The 19,122-nt window shown below is 38.8% G+C and carries 18 protein-coding genes; 9 read left to right on the forward strand and 9 right to left on the reverse strand.

Features of this window, described 5'->3' with window-relative positions:
* The first annotated feature begins 78 nt into the window (after positions 1–78).
* Positions 79–1,170 carry an efflux RND transporter periplasmic adaptor subunit gene (locus PR766_RS05265; RefSeq protein WP_224063795.1) on the forward strand — a complete coding sequence of 364 codons (1,092 nt, stop codon included), beginning with the start codon at positions 79–81 and terminating at the stop codon, positions 1,168–1,170.
* Complete coding sequence (locus PR766_RS05270) at positions 1,167–4,253, forward strand: efflux RND transporter permease subunit (RefSeq protein ID WP_154636608.1); 3,087 nt, start codon at positions 1,167–1,169, stop codon at positions 4,251–4,253. The genes PR766_RS05265 and PR766_RS05270 overlap by 4 nt, the downstream gene beginning before the upstream one ends.
* A 170-nt stretch (positions 4,254–4,423) precedes the next feature.
* On the opposite strand, the gene leuE is transcribed toward PR766_RS05270, so the two are convergent.
* Positions 4,424–5,065, reverse strand: coding sequence for a leucine efflux protein LeuE (gene leuE, locus PR766_RS05275; protein ID WP_006659852.1), 642 nt, complete (start codon positions 5,063–5,065; stop codon positions 4,424–4,426).
* A 462-nt stretch (positions 5,066–5,527) separates the two neighbouring features.
* On the opposite strand from leuE, the gene PR766_RS05280 reads away from it, so the two are divergent.
* The 3 genes from PR766_RS05280 (at position 5,528) to PR766_RS05290 (ending at position 7,156) form a co-directional block, all read left to right on the forward strand.
* Positions 5,528–6,229 carry an AzlC family ABC transporter permease gene (locus tag PR766_RS05280; protein ID WP_006659853.1) on the forward strand — a complete coding sequence of 234 codons (702 nt, stop codon included), beginning with the start codon at positions 5,528–5,530 and terminating at the stop codon, positions 6,227–6,229.
* Complete coding sequence (locus tag PR766_RS05285) at positions 6,226–6,540, forward strand: AzlD domain-containing protein (RefSeq protein ID WP_006661772.1); 315 nt, start codon at positions 6,226–6,228, stop codon at positions 6,538–6,540. Before PR766_RS05280 ends, PR766_RS05285 begins: the two co-directional genes overlap by 4 nt.
* Positions 6,541–6,688: 148 nt before the next feature.
* Positions 6,689–7,156 (forward strand): DUF1456 family protein, encoded by a 468-nt coding sequence (locus PR766_RS05290; RefSeq protein WP_036963622.1) that lies wholly within the window; start codon positions 6,689–6,691, stop codon positions 7,154–7,156.
* A 37-nt stretch (positions 7,157–7,193) separates the two neighbouring features.
* Here PR766_RS05290 and PR766_RS05295 read toward each other — a convergent pair whose 3' ends face one another.
* The 4 genes from PR766_RS05295 to PR766_RS05310 all read right to left on the reverse strand — a co-directional run bounded on the left by PR766_RS05295 (position 7,194) and on the right by PR766_RS05310 (position 11,162).
* Positions 7,194–8,084 (reverse strand): LysR family transcriptional regulator, encoded by an 891-nt coding sequence (locus PR766_RS05295; protein ID WP_036965713.1) that lies wholly within the window; start codon positions 8,082–8,084, stop codon positions 7,194–7,196.
* Positions 8,085–8,128: 44 nt separating this feature from the next.
* Positions 8,129–9,088, reverse strand: coding sequence for an acetyl-CoA carboxylase carboxyl transferase subunit alpha (gene accA / locus PR766_RS05300; RefSeq protein WP_154636609.1), 960 nt, complete (start codon positions 9,086–9,088; stop codon positions 8,129–8,131).
* A 101-nt stretch (positions 9,089–9,189) separates the two neighbouring features.
* Complete coding sequence (locus PR766_RS05305) at positions 9,190–9,726, reverse strand: GNAT family N-acetyltransferase (RefSeq protein ID WP_036963619.1); 537 nt, start codon at positions 9,724–9,726, stop codon at positions 9,190–9,192.
* 8 nt (positions 9,727–9,734) lie between these two features.
* Positions 9,735–11,162 carry an AMP nucleosidase gene (locus PR766_RS05310; protein ID WP_442959950.1) on the reverse strand — a complete coding sequence of 476 codons (1,428 nt, stop codon included), beginning with the start codon at positions 11,160–11,162 and terminating at the stop codon, positions 9,735–9,737.
* A 498-nt stretch (positions 11,163–11,660) separates the two neighbouring features.
* Here PR766_RS05310 and PR766_RS05315 point away from each other — a divergent pair, with 498 nt between their 5' ends.
* Positions 11,661–11,993: an MliC family protein gene (locus PR766_RS05315; protein WP_006659860.1), complete on the forward strand. Its 333-nt coding sequence runs from the start codon at positions 11,661–11,663 to the stop codon at positions 11,991–11,993.
* Between the two features lie 77 nt (positions 11,994–12,070).
* Here PR766_RS05315 and PR766_RS05320 read toward each other — a convergent pair whose 3' ends face one another.
* Entirely contained in the window at positions 12,071–12,979 is a 909-nt protein-coding gene (locus PR766_RS05320; protein WP_006661778.1) for an AEC family transporter, read from the reverse strand.
* 234 nt (positions 12,980–13,213) lie between these two features.
* Between PR766_RS05320 and PR766_RS05325 the strand changes: the two genes are divergently transcribed.
* On the forward strand, positions 13,214–13,753 hold the full coding sequence (locus PR766_RS05325; protein ID WP_006661779.1) for an NADAR family protein: 540 nt from the start codon (positions 13,214–13,216) through the stop codon (positions 13,751–13,753).
* A 64-nt stretch (positions 13,754–13,817) separates the two neighbouring features.
* On the opposite strand, the gene PR766_RS05330 is transcribed toward PR766_RS05325, so the two are convergent.
* The gene (locus tag PR766_RS05330) at positions 13,818–14,276 is read right to left on the reverse strand and encodes a GNAT family N-acetyltransferase (RefSeq protein WP_154636610.1); all 459 of its coding nucleotides are present in this window, start codon (positions 14,274–14,276) and stop codon (positions 13,818–13,820) included.
* Positions 14,277–14,378: 102 nt separating this feature from the next.
* On the opposite strand from PR766_RS05330, the gene pdxR reads away from it, so the two are divergent.
* Complete coding sequence (pdxR, locus tag PR766_RS05335) at positions 14,379–15,866, forward strand: MocR-like pyridoxine biosynthesis transcription factor PdxR (protein ID WP_154636611.1); 1,488 nt, start codon at positions 14,379–14,381, stop codon at positions 15,864–15,866.
* A gap of 97 nt (positions 15,867–15,963) precedes the next feature.
* Positions 15,964–16,545 carry a YebB family permuted papain-like enzyme gene (locus tag PR766_RS05340; RefSeq protein WP_006659866.1) on the forward strand — a complete coding sequence of 194 codons (582 nt, stop codon included), beginning with the start codon at positions 15,964–15,966 and terminating at the stop codon, positions 16,543–16,545.
* A gap of 195 nt (positions 16,546–16,740) precedes the next feature.
* On the opposite strand, the gene ahpF is transcribed toward PR766_RS05340, so the two are convergent.
* Both ahpF and ahpC read right to left on the reverse strand, forming a co-directional pair.
* Positions 16,741–18,315 (reverse strand): alkyl hydroperoxide reductase subunit F, encoded by a 1,575-nt coding sequence (ahpF, locus tag PR766_RS05345; RefSeq protein ID WP_006661792.1) that lies wholly within the window; start codon positions 18,313–18,315, stop codon positions 16,741–16,743.
* 126 nt (positions 18,316–18,441) lie between these two features.
* A complete protein-coding gene (gene ahpC, locus PR766_RS05350; protein WP_006659869.1) occupies positions 18,442–19,005 on the reverse strand; it encodes an alkyl hydroperoxide reductase subunit C in 564 nt (187 codons plus the stop codon).
* Positions 19,006–19,122 lie beyond the last annotated feature (117 nt).

Below are 19,122 nucleotides of genomic sequence, written 5' to 3' on the forward strand. Positions count from 1 at the left end.
GGTTTAATGTTGGTTTATGGTAATGCTCAGACAATTTCATTAATTTACACCAATATCACTATTGACATGTGTGGACCTATGATACGTCTAAGTATTACCTTGATACTGCTTTACTCATTATTTATTTCTCCCGCTTCATTGTCTGAAACAGTACGATTAAATGTGACTTCCCCCGAGCAGACCACCTATGCGGAAACTTTTTCGCTACCGGGGACGTTCGTTGCAAGAAATGAGATCGCTATTGGTTCACCATTGCAACAACAAATGGTGATTGATGTTTTGGTTGAGGAAGGTCAATGGGTCGAGAAAAATCAGTTGCTCGCGATATTAGAATCTCCGATTCAAAATGCATCGGTTAGCCAACTTCAAGCCGAGACTGAAAAAGCAACTGCATATATTAAGCAGCAAAAAGTGGTGGCAGAACAAGCTCAAAAAGAGCTCTCTCGCCTTACACCACTTGCTAAAACAGGTGCTATTTCTACCAATGATTTCGAGAAAGCGAAATCAGAGTCATTAGCTGCACTTGCACTCCTAGACGCTAACAAAGCAGAGCTACGCCAGTTACAAGCACAGCTTGTAAAAGAAAAAAGTCAGCAAGAAAAATCACGTATTGTGGCGCCTATTTCAGGAGTAATCAGTGAGCGGCATGCTATTCGAGGAATGTTATCGGATAACCAATTGCTATTTAAAATCATTGAAAATGGTGAAATTGAATTTGATGCTTTAGCGCATATTTCTGAATTAAAGCGCTTATCAAGCCTTGAGCGCATTCAATTAAAAACATTAAATAATCAAATAATTACAGGTAAATTACGTTACTTATCCCCGAAAATAGATCCTATTTCACAACAAGGACGAATTCGCATTTCACTTGATGAAAATAGAGACAATCTTCAAGCGGGTGAATCCGGTACCGCCATTATTTCCAATGCAGAAAAACTGCAAACTACACTTCCATACAGCGCCATTCGCACATTAGATAATGGCGAAAGGATTATATTTATTGTTGTTAACAATAAAGTGAAACAACAAAAAGTCACCACTGGAAAAATTCACAATGGTCGTATAGAAATCTTATCGCCTATTTCTAGCGATATATTTGTCGTAACAAATGCCCAAGCATTTTTAACGGAAAATGATACGGTGAGTCCAGTAAAGGATAGACAATGAAACTGCAGTTATCTTCATGGGCAATTACCCGACCAATTCCTACTCTTGTTATTTTTTTAGCGCTGACGGTTGCGGGAATATTTTCATTCAATCAATTACCTGTGACCGCCAATCCTGTTATTAATTTTCCGATTGTAACGGTGACAATTACTCAAGATGGTTCCTCTCCAACCGAAATGGAAAATGCGATTACAAAACCCGTTGAGCGGGCAATATCGGGCATTCCTGGAATTCGACATCTTACATCAACAATTACAGAAGGAATTTCTACCACAACGGTTGAGTTTGATTTAACGATCGATGCCTATATCGCAACAAATGATATTCGTGAACAAATTGCACAGATCCGCAGTGACTTACCCCAATCCATTGATGAACCATTAATTAATCGCATTGATGTTGAAGGTGGTGCAATACTTCGTTATGCGGTTTCCTCTAATCGTCAATCTATCGCCGACTTATCATGGTTTATTGATGACACCGTCAGTAAACAGTTAATTATGGCTCCGGGTGTACAAAAAGTGAGTCGACTTGGCGGCGCTGACAGTGTTGTACGTATTGAACCTGACGCCAATAAATTAGCGGCATTGCAACTCTCAATAGCAGATATAAATGAGTTACTAAGAAGCATTCATCAAAATTCTTCTGGCGGCTCATCTAAATACAATGACTTGCAACATACAATTAGGATTTTAGGCGAAAAAAAGGATATAGATGAAATTAAGAATATCCAGTTACCTATTGGCAACCAGCAATGGATTAAATTAGGGGATATCGCGTCAATTTACCAAGGTCAAAAAACAACCAAAACCATTTCCCAATTAAATGGTGACAATGTAGTAGGCTTTGCTGTATTTCGTGCGAAAGGTTCTAGTGATACTGCTGTGGCAAATAATGTTGCATATGAACTTGATAAATTAAAACTGAAACACCCAGATATTACCATCCAACTAGTCTCATCAACTGTAAAGTATACTGAATCAAGTTACTATTTAACTATCCAAACATTATTAGAAGGTGCCTTCTTAACCATTATTATTGTGCTTTTCTTTCTAAAAAGTTGGCGTGCAACGTTAATCGCTGCAATAGCGTTACCATTATCCATTCTTCCTACTTTTTTTGTTTTAGCTATATTTGGCTATTCACTTAATAGCATTACCCTACTTGCTTTGACATTAGTCATCGGTATTTTAGTGGACGATGCTATTGTTGAAATTGAAAATATTCAAAAATATATCGAACGAGGTGAACGCCCTTATTTAGCTGCATTGAAAGCATCAGATGCTATCGGTTTTGCCATTGTTGCTATAACGTTAACTATCATTGCAGTCTTTTTGCCGGTTAGCTTTATTGGCGGCTTCGTTGGTAAATACTTCGTACCATTTGGCATTACTGTCTCTGCGGCTGTTTTGTCTTCCTTATTAGTTGCTCGCTTAGTCACGCCATTAATGGCAGCCTATTTACTGTTACCGACTAAAAAACAGCAGAGTAAACACATTATTCCTAACTGGATAAATCGATATACTCGCTTGTTAATGATGACATTAAAGCATAGGAAAATTGCGCTTTCGCTTGCTTTCATCTTTCTAATCGGCTCCATTTCCAGTATTGCTTATTTACCCATTGGCTTTATGCCTAACGGTGATATTAGTGTTAGCCAGATTGACGTTGAGCTCCCGCCCGGAACACCCGTTGAAGAAACACAAAAAGCGGTTCGGAATATGGCGGAAAAATTGAAAGAACGTACTGAAGTTGAATCAATTTATACCATTGCAGGTATAAGCGATGATGCCGATGGAATAGCTCAACATAAGGGTCAGATAATTCTGACATTAACCTCCCCAAATGAACGCGAAATGTCACAAAAACAATTTGAGAATTCAATTGCGCATTTCTTACAACAAACGCCCGATGCCCGTTATACCTTCAGTAACAGTGATGGTAGCAAAGAATTTTCATTAACCTTTACTGGCGCTAATCCAAAAGAGCTAGAAACTCAGATGCATAAACTGCGGGATAGCATCGCTAACATTAAAGGTATTAATAATGTCCGTGTTATTAAACCTCTTTTACGAAAAGAGCTTATTGTCACCCCTAATTTACAAGATTTAGGTCGAACTGCAGTTAATGTGGAAGAAATAGCTAGCACATTAAGAATTGCGACTATGGGTGAAAATAACTCTCGTAGTGCAAAATTTAATTTGCCAGAAAGACAACTCACGTTACAAGTTATTTTGCCTGACAACCAAAAAAATGATGCGGATGTCTTAAATAATCTCTATGTCCGAAGCGATGGTGAAAAAACGGTCCCAATTAAATCGGTTACCCATATTGATTTTAGCGATGGTCCATCACAAATTGATCGTATTAATCGTGCGAGAAAAATGTCTATTGAAGGAAATTTAGACGGATTATCACTTGGTGAAGCATTAGAAAGTGTAACTACTCTTCCTGAATATCAGTCACTGCCAAAAAGCATTGAACCATTAGAGTATGGGGATATGGAATTTATGCTGGATATGTTTGAGCGGTTCAGTACAACTATGTTTTTTAGTGTGTTATTAGTGTTTGCCATACTCATTATTTTGTTTAAGGATTTCATGCAACCTATAACAATTTTAGTTGCTCTTCCATTCTCCATTGGCGGTGCCATTATTGCTTTAGTGTTGTATGGCGCCATGATAGATCTCCCGGTTATCATTGGTATTTTAATGTTGATGGGGATCGTCACTAAAAACTCGATTCTTTTAGTTGAATTTATTCTTGAAAAAGAGCGTTCAGGATTAAATAGACAAGAAGCCATTATCGAAGCTGGGCAAGAACGAATCCGTCCTATTATTATGACCACATTTGCTATGATTGCGGGAATGGTTCCTTTAGTGCTTACAACAGGTGCGGATGCCGGATTTAGAGCCCCGATGGCAATTGCGGTCATCGGTGGATTAATGAGTTCTACAGTGCTCAGTTTGTTGTTTGTACCTGTAATTTATAGCCTAATGGATGACTTGAAGAAAAAGATACTGCCATTACTGGCAAAATGCACCTCTGTCACACAAGCGGATCGAAACATAAAGCATTGGTAGGATGAAATGCACTCTATACTTGGTGAATACTTTAATTGAGCAATAATTATTTTTGATTACTCGCTCAAGTTTATTTCTATGCGAAGAATTACATGTTAAAGGTACCCAAGTAAACACAAAAAAATAGCTGACCCACTTGTCAGCTATTTTTAATAATTATTTGTATTTTATTAGGCAGTTAGCGCTAATTTAGCGCCAAACATTAAGAAAACAGCGCCAATACAACTATTAGAGAATTTGGACAGTTTCTTATTATGTTTCACCATATTCGTTACAGCAACGGCACCAAATATCAGCATAGATAAATAAAACATACTACAGGCTTCTAATATTACACCTAATACGAAAAATGGAACGCCTGCATTTGGATAGCTAGGATCAATAAACTGAATAAAAAATGAAACATAGAAAATGATCATTTTAGGATTCAATAAGCTTAAAAAGACTGCTTTTTTATATGTTCCTTTTGTTTCCAAGATAATTTCATTAGCATCTGTGGAAGATTCTTTTTTATGTAACACTGAATATAATGTTTTGATACCTAAGTAAAATAAGTAGGTAGCCCCTGCATACTTGATCACACTAAAAAAGATTGGCGATGTTTTGACTAAAGACGCAACACCTAGAAATGACAAAAAAATGAGCAAAGCATCGCCAGTAAAAACCCCCAGAGCTGCTTTATAGCCATTCTTTACACCATATTTTGCGCTACTCGTTAAAACAAATAAAGAATTAGGTCCTGGTACCAGTGTAATAAAAATAACACCGATAAGGTAAGTCCATAAGTTTGTGATACCCAGATTTTCAAGCATAGGAAACCCGCTAACTCAATAAAAGTTATAACAATTAATTCACATTTATACTGAATGGATACTATGATACACACCTTTAAATTTTAATGAAAGATATCACCAGTCAAGAATGATAATACAATATATAACTTCAGAATTACCACTAAAATGCAGTTTATTGCATAAGCCTTAAAGATATAATTCAGAGTTAAATATTGAACAAAAACATTTAATCAGCAGGATGCTGAAAATATTTCTTAAGCAGTAAAAAAATTCAATAACCAATAAAAAGTCAGCATTTAAAACCAATTAAATGACATTAATAGAGGTAGTGATTTGTTGAATATTTCAGGATATAACAATGGATATCTGCAACGTATCAAATAATGATTCTTTACCCTAAATACCTGTAGATAAATCAATGCTGTTTTTTTTAGATTTTTATTTAATGAATTCAATTTTCAACATACAGGATGCACATCAATGTCGTCTCAACAATCAAAGCCATGGCAACGTGCAATGATGGATGGAGCAGTTCATACATTACCGTTAAATCTTGCAGTTATTCCTTGGGGGATCCTTGCTGGATCTATGGCCATCGAAACGGGTCTTTCTTTCTGGCAAAGCATCGCCATGTCCGCAATGGTTTTTGCCGGTGCGGCTCAATTAGTTACCTTAGGGCTACTTAATTCCGGTGCTGGGTATATTACTATTGTGATTTCTGTTTTTTTTATCACATCCCAACATCTTTTATATGGGCTAACGATGCGCCCTTACGTTAAAGACTTCACAACGCCACAGCGTTTAAGTATTGGCTTTTTATTAACAGATGAGCTATTTGCGATTAGTGCAGCAAAACGCCAAGCCTTGAGCTTTGCTTATCTATTTGGAGCAGGCTTTAGTTTTTATCTCGTGTGGTTCATCACCAGCTTATGCGGCATTGTGATGGCAAATTTAATCGGTGATTTAAGTAAATTACACTTAGATTTTTCGGTGGTTGCGACACTATTAGCCATCGTAGTTCCACTCACGAGGAAAATAAGTACAGCTTGTGGAGTTCTCTTTTCATTAATTGTTGCAATTACCCTGTCAATGTATTCAATCAGTAGTGCAATTGTTATTGCGGGTGTTGGTGGAATGTTTGTCTCAGTGGGTGTTTCTCGCGTATTAGGGGAAGAAAAATGATCTGGTTTTTAATTCTTAGTTTAACTGCTGTCGTTTTTTCTCTACGCTATGTTTTTCTTATTCCACAATTACCAATACGGTTACCGCTCATTGTACGACAAGCACTCAGCTATTCTGCGCCTTGTTTATTAACTGCAATTTGTGCTCCTGTCATTTTGCTCGAAAACCATGAACTTCGGAGTTTTCCTGATAATCCTTATCTCTGGGGAGCACTATTCTGCGTTGTGGCGGCATCCTTCCTTAAAAATATGCTCATCACAGTCGGATTAACATTAGTGTTTTTCTATGGGTTAATTTACTTTATGGGTTAACTTGATAGCAGTGAAAGATTGAGTCATCGATAATGTATCGCTACCCGCCAAGAATTTATAAAGCATTGGAAGCCTCCTTTGCTTTATAATAAAACCTCATAGCTAATCAAAGCTTATTTTTTAATCGATCCGTTGGATAAATGACCCCATGCTAAATAACTACGTTTTACGAAGTGTTCGTTATATGTTGGATTTGAGCGACGCTCAGATGGTTACAATCGTAAAACTTGCAGACCTAACAGTCACTAAAGAAGAAATGAATCTGTGGCTAAAAAAAGATACCGACCCTGATTATGTTGAATGTAATGACGTTGTACTTGGTCACTTTCTGAATGGATTGATTTACCATCGCCGTGGTAAAGATGAAAATCGCCCCGCCCCTGACGTTGAAGCTAGAATCAACAACAATATTATTTTCAAAAAATTACGAGTTGCTTTTGAACTAAAAGACGTTGACCTACTGGATATTTATCAATCCGTTGATTTCCGCGTTTCCAAGCCAGAATTGAGTGCCATTTTCCGCAATCCTGAACATAAAAATTATCGTGAATGTGGTGACCAGCTATTACGTTATCTCTTAAAAGGGTTAACCCTGCGCTTACGCAAAAATAAATAACTCACCTCGCAAAGAAAAGGCTGATAGCGATATCAGCCTAAATATTTTGCAATAAATATGTCAAAAAGATATCAATCTTCGGAGAAAGTGAACGCTTTGACGCATAAATTGCACGCAGCTCAATCGGTGCAGGATGCATCCCATTGATATCAATTTCCACTAGTTTTCCTGCCTGAACAGCTGACTGACACGCCTCTTTTGAAAGAATTGCCACCCCCAATCCATTTATTGCCGCAGCGCTGGCAAGGATGCCACTATTCACACGGTATTGGCTGTTTATATGAATTTTTTTTAACTGCCCATTAGGCGTAATAAAAACCCATGGTTGCCCCTGCAATGCACTTAAACTCGTGATGCAGGGCATTTGGCTTAATGCATCTAGCGTTGTGGGTTGTCCATATTGTTCAATAAGCTTAGGCGCGGCGACGACAATACTTTCCCATGATTTAATCAACTGCGAGTGATAGCTACTGTCTATCAATTCACCTCGATGAAAAGTCAGTAATAAGTCCACATCATCACCAATAACATCTAACGGCGCTAACTGCGTATCACAGTGAATGGTCAGGTCGGGGTGAGCGAGTGCAAATTGAGCCAGACTATCTGCAAATAATAAACTGCCAGATTCACTTGGAATTGTTAACCGTAAAGTCCCACTCAATGTATCTGGAGCACTAATTTGCTGTAGTGTCTCATCTAATTCACAGTACAGTTTTTGACTTTTATTCAGTAATAACGTGCCCTGCTCTGTTAAGCGCATTTGTCGTGTAGTTCGTTCAATTAATCGACAATGAAGTTGACCTTCAAGTAACTTAATTTGTCGGCTTACATTTGATGTTGGCATCGAAAGTTGCCTTGCTGCATTAGCGAAACTTCCTTGCGTTGCAACCGCAATAAATACTTTAAGTAAATTAAGATCAACAGACATTCTTCAGCCTAATTCCAGCATTAATCAATACTTCACTAATAACACTAGCAATAACCAAATTCCATTATTTTTTGGTAACGCTGCTCAAGCAGTGCTGCTTCATCTAATAGACTAAGTTGGTTTAAATCCTCAATAAGTTGCTGCTTCAGATTTTGTGCGGCTAATGAATAATTTCGATGAGCACCACCTAAAGGTTCAGGAATAATAACGTCAATAATTCCTAACTCTTTTAACCTCGGTGCGGTCATACCCATCACCTCAGCTGCAATTTGTGCCTTCTGGGAATCTTTCCATAAAATAGACGCACAGCCTTCTGGGGATATTGCAGCATATGTGCTGTATTCTAACATGTTAATTCGGTCGCCCACGCCAATTCCTAATGCACCGCCAGAACACCCTTCTCCCGTAATCACACAAATAATTGGCGTTTTGAGACAGGACATTTCTTGTATATTACGTGCAATAGCTTCTGCTTGACCCCGTTCCTCAGCCCCAACGCCAGGATAAGCGCCCGCAGAATCAATAAAAGTAATAACGGGCAATTTAAACCCTTCCGCCATTTTCATTAGTCTTAACGCTTTGCGGTATCCTTCAGGGGATGGCATGCCAAAATTACGTTTCACTTTTTCTTTCGTATCTCGCCCTTTTTGCTGCCCGATGACCATGACTGCTCGCCCGTCTAATCGCGCCAATCCACCAACAAGTGCTTTGTCGTCAGCAAATGTGCGATCTCCCGCTAATTCTTGAAATTCAGTAAATATAAGGGAAATATAATCAAGCGTGTATGGTCGTAGTGGATGGCGAGCGAGTTGCACGACTTCCCATGCACCGAGTGAAGCGAAAATATTTTCGGTCAGTGCATGACATTTTTTTTCTAATAATTGAATTTCCTCATCAAGCTTTATTTCAGAGGGATGACCTTTTTGCTTGAAAGCATTCAGAGCTTCAATCTTTTCCTGAAGTTCAATAATCGGTTTTTCAAATGCAAGAAAATGGTTAGACATAGTGACCTTAAAATTAACCAAACAATTTTAAGAGTCTACTAAGGGAATGAATCCTATTCTATGGATAAGAATAGGATTAACTGTTATCGAAAATGGGATAATTAAGATTGAATCAGATTTTTACGCAACAATACTGAGATGCTACCGTTCATAAACACTTCTTTGTCTTGCGTGTACCCCAATTTTTCTGCAACACGCAATGATGGAATATTTTGAGGTCCGATGAAACAAATACTTTCTTGATGTTTTTGTTGGGCTATCAACCATGATAATGCGGCCTTCATCGCCTCTGTCGCATAACCTCTACCTTGATATTCGGGGGCAATCACCCACCCAGCTTCAGGAATTCCTTTAACATGTGGCTCAACAATACGATGAAAATCGGCAAACCCAAGGTCTCCAACGTAGTTCCCTGTCCCCTTTTCTCTAACCGCCCAATACCCAAATCCAAGTAATGGCCATAACCCACCGTACGCTAACATGCGCATCCATGATTCACGTTCAGTTGAAGGAACGCCGCCAATGTGTTGAACCATTGACCGCTGTCCCCATAATTGAGAAAGCGCAGAAAAATCACTAACTTCATGTTTCGCTAAAATTAATCTATCTGTTTCAAGTTCAGGGATCACGTATTCCATCCTCGATATTATCTAAATGGTGGCTCGTCAAATGTTCTTAATTTTCGGGAGTGCAGCTTATCGCCTTCTTGCCTCAATAAGTCGATAGCGCGGATCCCAATTTGCAGATGCTCTGATATTGCACCTTCATAGAAACTGTTCGCTTGCCCCGGTAATTTAATTTCACCATGAATAGGCTTATCTGAAACACAAAGTAAAGTGCCATAAGGCACACGGAAACGGTAACCTTGAGCTGCAATTGTGGCACTTTCCATGTCAACAGCAACAGCACGACTTAGACTAAAACGACGAGCCGTTGCAAAAAAACGCAATTCCCAGTTTCGGTCATCCGTCGTGACCACTGTTCCGGTACGTAAGCGCTGTTTAACCAGCTCACCTGGCATATTACTCACTTGTTTCGTCGCGTCATACAACGCGCGTTGCACTTCAGCAATACTTGGAATAGGAATATCTGGCGGTAATACATCATCTAAAATATGGTCATCACGCAAATAAGCGTGGGCTAACACATAATCACCAATTTTTTGACTTTCACGCAAGCCGCCACAGTGACCAATCATTAACCAGGTGTGTGGGCGTAATACCGCCAAATGGTCACAAATATTTTTTGCATTTGAAGGCCCCACTCCGATGTTAACTAGCGTTATTCCCACACCATCACGAGCAATCAGATGATATGCAGGCATTTGGAATTTTTTCCATGTTAAATCAGATGTGGCAAATTGAGGATCTGCATTTTCAGCAGTTAAGTAATTATGCCCTACGCAAGATAATGCAATATAGCGACTTTCTGGGTCACGAATTTGTTCACAAGCCCAATTAACAAATTCATCGACATAGCGATTATAGTTCGTAAACAAAATATAGGGCTGAACATGCTCTGGGGGTGTGCCCGTATAATGTTTCAAGCGTGCTAACGAGAAATCAACTCTCAATGCATCAAAATGGGATAATGGCATATCGTCTGTCACATGATATAAACCATCGGTGATATCATCACTTATATGGGAAAGATCTGTGATGGGGAAATGAGCTGCCAAACTACTACTCATACTTCTATCGAGAATAAGATCAGAACCGTCAATAACGAATGGATATGGAATCTCTGTTTTAGACGGACGAACTGCAAAAGATACGTCATAGTCTTGTTGGAATATGGTCAATTGTTCCACAAGGTAGGCACGAAACAGTTCCGGTTGCGTCACGGTAATACTGTAGTCACCTTGTTTCACAAAACGAGCATAAGCTCGCGTTTTTTCACAATGGTCAACCTTACCACCCCATGTTACACACAGTTCAGGGTAAGCAAATAACCCACTATTTCGTGCGTTGACATCCGGTATAGTGCCCTTTTCAACGTAGGTTGCAATTGCATTTCTTAGAGCATCAATGGCATTTGAATAGAGTAATGAGAGTGTTTCGATTGTCTCTTCTATAGAAAGATTTTCATATTTTCGGCATTGTTCCAAAGACACGCTTAACTCCTTATCAAATGACGTAAACTTTACGCCTTCAGTGTATGTTATTCATCGAACACTCACAAGAAATTGCATTTAATCCTTGAAAATTTAATAGGTTAAACTTTTCGTTTATTTTATCTTTTATTTGGCGATTTTTACCTATATCTGTTCCTATCATGAATTCAAGATAAAAATATATATTCAAATTAAATTTAAGATTACACCTATAGATTATTAAAAGCCTTGGATAACTTATTAGCTTCTATTTTAAAAAACAAAAATACATCTAAAAATATTTATATCGTTATTTACAAAGGAGATTAAGTTGAAATTAAGAATATTATTAAATTTCATAAAATAGTGACTAAATGTTTATACTATGTATATTTAAAAGTAATACTATATCTCTGTAGCTTATCGTTTTAATGTTTATGAACGCTGGTATAAATACTTAAAAGGTATTAAGGAAAACCAATGAAAAAAACTCTTTTAGTTTCTTCTATCGCTGCATTATCCGTTTTGGCTGTATCGTCATCTGCATTCGCCGCTAAAACACAAACCTATAACTGCGATGGACAAAAAATTAAAGTTTCTTTCCCTAATCAAGATACAGCAGTGATGCTTTACAACGATGAATTGATTTTACTGAAAAACAAAGAAGCCGCGAGTGGCGCTCGCTATGTTGGTGAAAATTTCCAACTATGGAGCAGCAAAGCAGGATTAAACTTAGCGACTATTTCTGAAGATGATGCTGTTAATAACCGTATTTCTGACGACAAGGGTCGTGATTGTAAACTTGTTAAGTAACTGCATTTCTAACTTCACTTCGCCATAGAAAGCAACATCATAATAATTATGATGTTGCTTTCTATATGAAAATAATATTATTGAGTAATTAATGTTAAAACTAGCGGTAATGTAATAACCGCAAGAATAGTTTGAAAAGTAATAATTCCAGCCATCAATTGGCTATCACCATTGAGTTGTTTGGTTAAAATATAGGACGTCGGGGCAGTAGGAATAGCGAAAAAGATCACCAAAAGAACCCTTTCTAATGCTGGTAATGAAAATAAATGGGCAGTTAATACCGCTAAAATAGGCATCGCGAGCAAACGTAATAATGTTGAAACCATGATTGGTTTAAACTCTTTTCTCAATGTTGCTGTTTGTAGTGCTCCACCAATGCAAATTAACCCTAATGGTAAACTCGCTGCTGCCAGTAATTTTAAAAATTGGTCAGAACCAAATGGTAAACCAATAGGTAATAAATTTAATAAAATTCCGATAACACAAGATATTATCAGAGGGTTTTTAGCAATAGGCATCACAAGTTGCTTTAATGTGACTTTCTTACCTGCACTCAATGATAACACAGCAATCACATTGCAGCTGGGCACTAAAATCGCCATAATTACCGCAGAAATAGCAATCCCTTCCGATCCAAATAGATCAGCAATAATTGCAAGACCTAAATAGGTATTAAAACGAATAATTCCTTGAATGTGGGCCCCAAATCTTGGAATCGAGATTTTGAATAAATATTTACTCAGCACCACGAACAATGAGCTTATCGCAAGAATAAACAAAATTGCACATGCAAGATAAGGCAATTTTGGATTATCTAACGGCGCATTTGCTAAACTGCTTATTAGTAAAGCTGGAAATAAAATGAAGTAATTAAGCTTTTCCGCACTCGGCCAAAAATCAGCAGAAAACAGTGCAGTTCTACGCAATATAAAACCCATTGTAATAAGAGCAAATAATGGCCATAACACCAGTAAAATCTTTTCCATAATTAATTAATTCTGTTTTTTCAAATAATTATAAATTTATATTTGTTATGATATCGTTAAAATAAAAGGTGTGTTAGTTAAAAAAAGCGATACCAATTAATACATTTCAAGAATGTGAGCTTTATTCAAAAATTATTTTTTCTTTGCAACAAGAGTGCGGGTAATTCCGATAGCCAAGCCATTGGTTTATCGTTAATCTAACCGTATCTAATGATTATTTTTCAAGTTAGTCTTATGGATATAAAAAACCTTTGTAAGCTCTACCGAACAGGTAAAAAATTTAAATATGTCTTTTTTTGGGGGCATCAGTCTAAACAACATCAAGTAACAAAAAGCTGTTTTAGCCAATGGTATCCCGCCCCTTTTATCGTTGATAACAATCGCTTTGCTAGCGCCGAACATTTTATGATGGCTGAAAAAGCCCGCTTATTTGATGATAATGAAACGCTACAAAAAATTATTCATGCACCTAATCCTGGTGCAGCAAAAGCATTTGGTCGAGAAGTTCGCGGGTTCAAACAAGATATTTGGGATGCAAACCGCTTTAATATTGTTGTAAAAGCTAATTTGGCAAAATTCTCCCAAAATGAGGCGTTAAAACAATTCCTACTCGCGACTAATGAGCGGGTGCTTGTTGAAGCGAGCCCTGTCGACAAAATATGGGGAATTGGTTTAGCAGAAGATGCAGAAAATATTGAAAATCCACTCACATGGAAAGGTTTAAATCTATTAGGTTTTGCATTAATGGAAGTACGAGCACAATTAGCAAATTAAGATTTTTAGCAATCATATCCCGCTGTTAAAGCAACAGCGGGCACTCGATTTAATGATATCGTCGTTATAGTGGCATTCTATATTCGATAACACCCGGTTTTTCTGCCACCCAATTGTATAACTTCTGCCCCCGTAAATTAGTCTCTTGTGTATGCCAGTACAATCTTCCACACTGTTTTTTTTGCGCTTGCTGTTGAACAAACTCAATGAGTTGTTTACCCACATGGCGACCACGAACTTCAGGCGTTACATACAAATCCTCTAAATAGCAAAAGTCATTTTTCGCCCATGTCGAACGATGGAAAAGATAATTAACAAAACCAACAACCTTGTCACCTTCGACTGCTACCGCACAATACATGGGTTCTTTTTCATCAAAGAAGCGTTCCCACGCTTTTAATGTAATTTCTTCACTTAAATCTACTTGATAAAACTTTTGATATTCTAGCCAATAAACTAACCATTCTGGGTAGTGATTAGGGGAAACAAATTCGATAGAAACTGGTAATTCTGCATTATTCATAATAACCCTTCCATTAGTAGACATATTACTCGATGGGGTTATAGTACTGAGCTATCTGGTACTGCATAAGGTACACTTTTGTGATTTATTTAGGATCCACTTATGAGAAGAAAGCAGCAGGCTCAGTTTCCACTTTTATTGCTCGAACAAGGTCGAATCAATGAAGGGGTTTATCACACAATCCGTAGTGCAATTCTAGATGGCCGAATTGCCGCTGGCCTGAAATTACCTTCGACTCGGGCGCTGGCTGAGATGATGTCAATTTCGCGTAACTCAGTCATTGCGGGATTTGAACGCCTAATTGATGAAGGTTATTTATACTCAAAACAAGGCTCTGGAACTTATGTTTCTGCTCAAATTCCTGATGAGTTAGTTCGTACCACAGCCTCTCATCAAGCTTGTTCTCAACAAGAAAATCCTGCACTTTATCTGAACCCCATGTTGAATAACCTTCAACCACTTTGGGAACAATCACGCCCAAATACCAATAAGCGCTCAATATTTAATATTGGCGTCGGTTGTGTTGACCAATTTCCCCATGATCTTTGGGGGCGATTATTAGGGCGAGTTTGGCGAAAATCCAAACGAGAAATTACCCACTATAATCACCCTGACGGCTATACGCCGCTCAAAAAATTATTGGCTGACTATGTGCGTTCAACCCGAGGCGTTCATTGCTCTGACAACCAAATTATTATTGTGAATGGAACACAGCAGGCGATAAATTTGGTGGCTAAAGTCTTATTAAAACAAAATGATACTGTTTGGCTCGATGACCCCGGCTATGATAGTGCTCGTGCGATTTTAACCGCCGCAGGTGCCAATATTTCACCGATCCCCTCTGACCATGAGGGAATGAATATTGAATACGCCGCCGCGCATCATAGTGATGCCAAACTGATTTATACTACGCCATCTCATCAGTTTCCGCTTGGAACAACTTTAAGCTTACCCCGCCGCCTCGCATTATTAGATTGGGCGCAACAAAATAATGCTTGGATATTTGAGGATGATTACAACAGTGAGTTCCGTTTTTTATCCAAACCGATTCAAGCCTTACAAGGGCTGGATAATCATCAACGTGTTATTTATGCTGGTACATTTTCTAAAATGATGTACCCCGGTTTTCGCCTTGGATTTTTAATTGTGCCAGAAAGTCTGAGTGAAGCTTTTACGATGATGAAATATTACAGTGATAGTCATTGTAGCTATTTAGAACAAGCCGCTTTAACACAGTTTATTCAAGAAGGTCATTACGCGAGACATATCCGGAAGATCCGCAAAGTTTGCTATGAACGCCAAACTGTTTTTTACCAATCCATCAATCAATATCTCCCGCACATTTTTGATGCTCACATGAATGATTCAGGGATCCATACAGTCTGTTGGGTAAAAAAAGGCTATAACTTAGAGATTATCCTAGAGCAGTGTCGAGCGCTCGGGCTTGGTGCGCAGCCGCTGTCTCGATATTGCATTAATAGCAAAAATAATAATGCCATTCTATTCGGCTATGCCGCCCATACCGAACAAGAAATCATACAAAATATTCAATTATTAAGTTTAGAATTGATGAAAATATACCCAAGTTAAACAGAAGTGATATTTGCCGCTATTCCGATTGTCGCGAATACCTAACGGTTTATAAGATGACGCCAAGGTCAGTTTTATCATCCGCTTGAGGTATTCCATGACAAAAATAAATTACCCTTATGAGCTTGAAGTCGGTGACATTATTTTCACTAGCATTGGTACTGAAGTTTTCCGCCAAATTGCCTCCGCATCACAATGTTGGAGTAATCATGTGGGCATGATCATCGGTCATGATGGCAATGACTATTTAGTGGCAGAAAGCCGTATTCCATTATCGACCACCACCACATTATCGCGTTTTATTGCCCGTTCATCTGAGCATCGTTACAGTGTGCGACGTTTATCCACACATTTAACCGAGACACAAAAACAGGCGTTAGTAACACAAGTTTTCCCCCGCTTAAATAAGTTTTATCATACTGGGTTTAAATACGATTCATCACGCCAATTTTGCTCAAAATTTGTATTCGATATTTACCAATCAGCCCTATCTATTCGTATTGGTGAAATCGAAACTTTCAGAGCATTATTAACAAAAAATCCGAATGCCAAATTAAATTTCTGGAAGCTGTGGTTTATTGGCACCATTCCATGGGAACGCACTACCGTCACCCCTGCCAGCTTATGGCATCATCCTGAGCTTTCTTTGGTGTACCGCAGTCACGAAGATATTCATTAAATAGCTATCCCAGAGACCATCAAACATGATAATCCCATTGACTATCATCAATATTAATGTCTTATTCCATCACGACATTTAACGGAAGAAAGAATATTGATGTTATTACTTTTCGCTTATCTTGATTATCTTTCACGCACAAAAAAAGGCACTCGCCCCCGAGTGCCTTTTGGCTACAACCCGCTAAACTATAAGCTATTCAGCGGTTCTGGTACTTGTGCGTATGAGGTAATCAAAGGCGCTAAGTGCGGCCTTTGCACCTTCTCCGGCTGAAATGATAATTTGTTTGTAAGGCACTGTTGTACAGTCACCTGCGGCGAAAACGCCTTTCACACTGGTTTCATTACGGGCATCAACTTCAATTTCACCCATACGGTTACGTGCAACGGTATCCCCTAACCAATTGGTATTTGGTAATAAACCAATCTGAACAAATGCACCTGCCACTTCCAAAGAATGCACACTTTCATCGGTACGGTCTTTGTACTCTAAGCTAGTCATTTTGCTGCCATCCCCTTTAACTTCAAGGGTTTGTGCATTCAAAATGATGTCGATATTACTCAAGCTACGCGCTTTTTCTTGTAATACTGAGTCAGCTTTTAATTCTGATGCGAACTCCAATACAGTGACATGTTCGACGATACCCGCTAAGTCGATAGCGGCTTCAATACCGGAGTTACCCCCGCCAATGACGGCTACACGCTTACCTTTAAACAGTGGACCATCACAGTGTGGGCAGAATGTAATCCCTTTTGTACGGTACTCTTGCTCACCCGGTACGCCCATATTTCTCCAGCGAGCACCGGTTGCGATGATAATACTGCGTGCTTTCATCACGCCGCCTGATGCTGTTTCGATTTGGTGATAACCGCCAATTTGCTCAGCAGGGATAAGCTTAGTGACTGATTGGCCATCAATTACATCGACATTATAGCTATCTACATGATTTTTCAGGGCACCCGCTAAAATTGCGCCTTCTGTTTTCAATACCGAAATATAGTTTTCGATATCAACGGTATCCATCACCTGTCCACCGAAACGCTCACCGATGACGCCAGTACGGATGCCTTTACGTGCAGTATAAACTGCGGCTGATGCACCCGCCGGACCACTACCGATGATTAAAACTTCAAAGGGTTCACGTTCGCTAATCGCTTTTGCCGCACGCGCATCGGCATTGGTATCAACCTTGCTCACGATTTCGCTTAATGTCATGCGACCTTGACCAAATTCTTTGCCGTTTAAGAAAACAGCGGGAACACCCATGATGTTGCGTTCGTCGATTTCATTTTGGAACAGCGCACCATCAATCGCCGTATGGCGAACGTTCGGATTCAAAACTGCCATCAAGTTCAACGCCTGCACGACATCAGGGCAATTATGGCAAGATAATGAATAATAAGTCTCAAAGTTGAAATCGCCTTCAAGCCCTTTCACTTGGTCCAATAATTCTTGGGCTTCTTTGGATGGATGACCACCCACTTGCAGTAGCGCCAGCACTAAAGACGTAAATTCATGACCCAATGGTGAGCCTGCAAAACGCACGCCAATATTAGTCCCTGGGTTGGTAATTAAAAATGAAGGTGTTCTTTGGGTGGAGTCGTGCTCTTCACGTACAGTCACCTTGTCTGACAGCGACGCAATTTGTTCAAGTAATTGTTTTATTTCAATTGATTTTGCGCTGTCATCTAAATTCGAAACCAGTTCTACAGGTTTAGTTAATCTTTCTAGATAGGCTTTTAATTGAGCCTGTAAATTATTATCGAGCATGTAATCCCCTTGGTCATGAAATCGGGTACATATACCCGTCGTATAGCCCGTTGCAGGCTTTTACTTAATTGTGTTTAGCGCCTGCAACGTAGCTTATTTTGCAATAGTCTTATCGAGGATAATCGATTAGATTTTGCCGACTAAATCTAAAGATGGAGACAGTGTTGCTTCACCTTCTTTCCATTTAGCTGGGCAAACTTCACCTGGGTGGCTTGCAACATATTGAGCAGCTTTAACTTTACGCAGTAAGTCAGCAGCATCACGACCAATACCTTCAGCAGTGATTTCGATAGCTTGGATGATACCTTGTGGGTCAACAACGAATGTACCACGGTCAGCTAATCCTTCGTTTTCACGCATATTTTCGAAGTTACGAGTCAGAGCACCTGTTGGGTCGCCGATCATCGCGTATTTGATTTTACCGATAGTTTCAGAGCTTTCATGCCATGCTTTGTGCGTGAAATGGGTATCAGTCGATACAGAGTAGATATCCACACCCATTTTTTGGAATTCAGCGTAATGGTCAGCAATGTCACCTAATTCAGTTGGGCAAACAAAGGTGAAATCTGCTGGATAAAAGAAGAAAACGCTCCATTTACCTGCAACATCTTTCTCTGTGACTTCGATAAATTTACCGTCTTTAAATGCTTGATTAGAAAAAGGTTTGATTTGAGTATTAATTAATGACATTTGATGTCCTCCTGTTTGGTTGACTATTAAGTTACTGTTTCTCAGAGACTTAATCCAATCAGTCGTTGCTATCGATTTGATAGGCAAAATCTAATCATTAGTTAAAAATTGATAGGC

This window comes from Providencia sp. PROV208 (assembly GCF_028479465.1).
In the GTDB taxonomy this organism is placed as follows: Bacteria; Pseudomonadota; Gammaproteobacteria; order Enterobacterales; family Enterobacteriaceae; genus Providencia; species Providencia alcalifaciens.

Bases quoted from the DNA above. Each gene is read 5' to 3' on its own strand.
- ahpC (WP_006659869.1), bottom strand. From the start codon at position 19,005: ATGTCATTAATTAATACTCAAATCAAACCTTTTTCTAATCAAGCATTT.
- pdxR (WP_154636611.1), top strand. From the start codon at position 14,379: ATGAGAAGAAAGCAGCAGGCTCAGTTTCCACTTTTATTGCTCGAACAA.
- PR766_RS05340 (WP_006659866.1), top strand. From the start codon at position 15,964: ATGACAAAAATAAATTACCCTTATGAGCTTGAAGTCGGTGACATTATT.
- PR766_RS05305 (WP_036963619.1), bottom strand. From the start codon at position 9,726: ATGGAATACGTGATCCCTGAACTTGAAACAGATAGATTAATTTTAGCG.
- PR766_RS05285 (WP_006661772.1), top strand. From the start codon at position 6,226: ATGATCTGGTTTTTAATTCTTAGTTTAACTGCTGTCGTTTTTTCTCTA.
- PR766_RS05265 (WP_224063795.1), top strand. From the start codon at position 79: ATGATACGTCTAAGTATTACCTTGATACTGCTTTACTCATTATTTATT.
- PR766_RS05325 (WP_006661779.1), top strand. From the start codon at position 13,214: ATGGATATAAAAAACCTTTGTAAGCTCTACCGAACAGGTAAAAAATTT.
- PR766_RS05280 (WP_006659853.1), top strand. From the start codon at position 5,528: ATGTCGTCTCAACAATCAAAGCCATGGCAACGTGCAATGATGGATGGA.
- PR766_RS05330 (WP_154636610.1), bottom strand. From the start codon at position 14,276: ATGAATAATGCAGAATTACCAGTTTCTATCGAATTTGTTTCCCCTAAT.
- ahpF (WP_006661792.1), bottom strand. From the start codon at position 18,315: ATGCTCGATAATAATTTACAGGCTCAATTAAAAGCCTATCTAGAAAGA.
- leuE (WP_006659852.1), bottom strand. From the start codon at position 5,065: ATGCTTGAAAATCTGGGTATCACAAACTTATGGACTTACCTTATCGGT.
- accA (WP_154636609.1), bottom strand. From the start codon at position 9,088: ATGTCTAACCATTTTCTTGCATTTGAAAAACCGATTATTGAACTTCAG.
- PR766_RS05315 (WP_006659860.1), top strand. From the start codon at position 11,661: ATGAAAAAAACTCTTTTAGTTTCTTCTATCGCTGCATTATCCGTTTTG.
- PR766_RS05320 (WP_006661778.1), bottom strand. From the start codon at position 12,979: ATGGAAAAGATTTTACTGGTGTTATGGCCATTATTTGCTCTTATTACA.
- PR766_RS05270 (WP_154636608.1), top strand. From the start codon at position 1,167: ATGAAACTGCAGTTATCTTCATGGGCAATTACCCGACCAATTCCTACT.
- PR766_RS05295 (WP_036965713.1), bottom strand. From the start codon at position 8,084: ATGTCTGTTGATCTTAATTTACTTAAAGTATTTATTGCGGTTGCAACG.
- PR766_RS05290 (WP_036963622.1), top strand. From the start codon at position 6,689: ATGCTAAATAACTACGTTTTACGAAGTGTTCGTTATATGTTGGATTTG.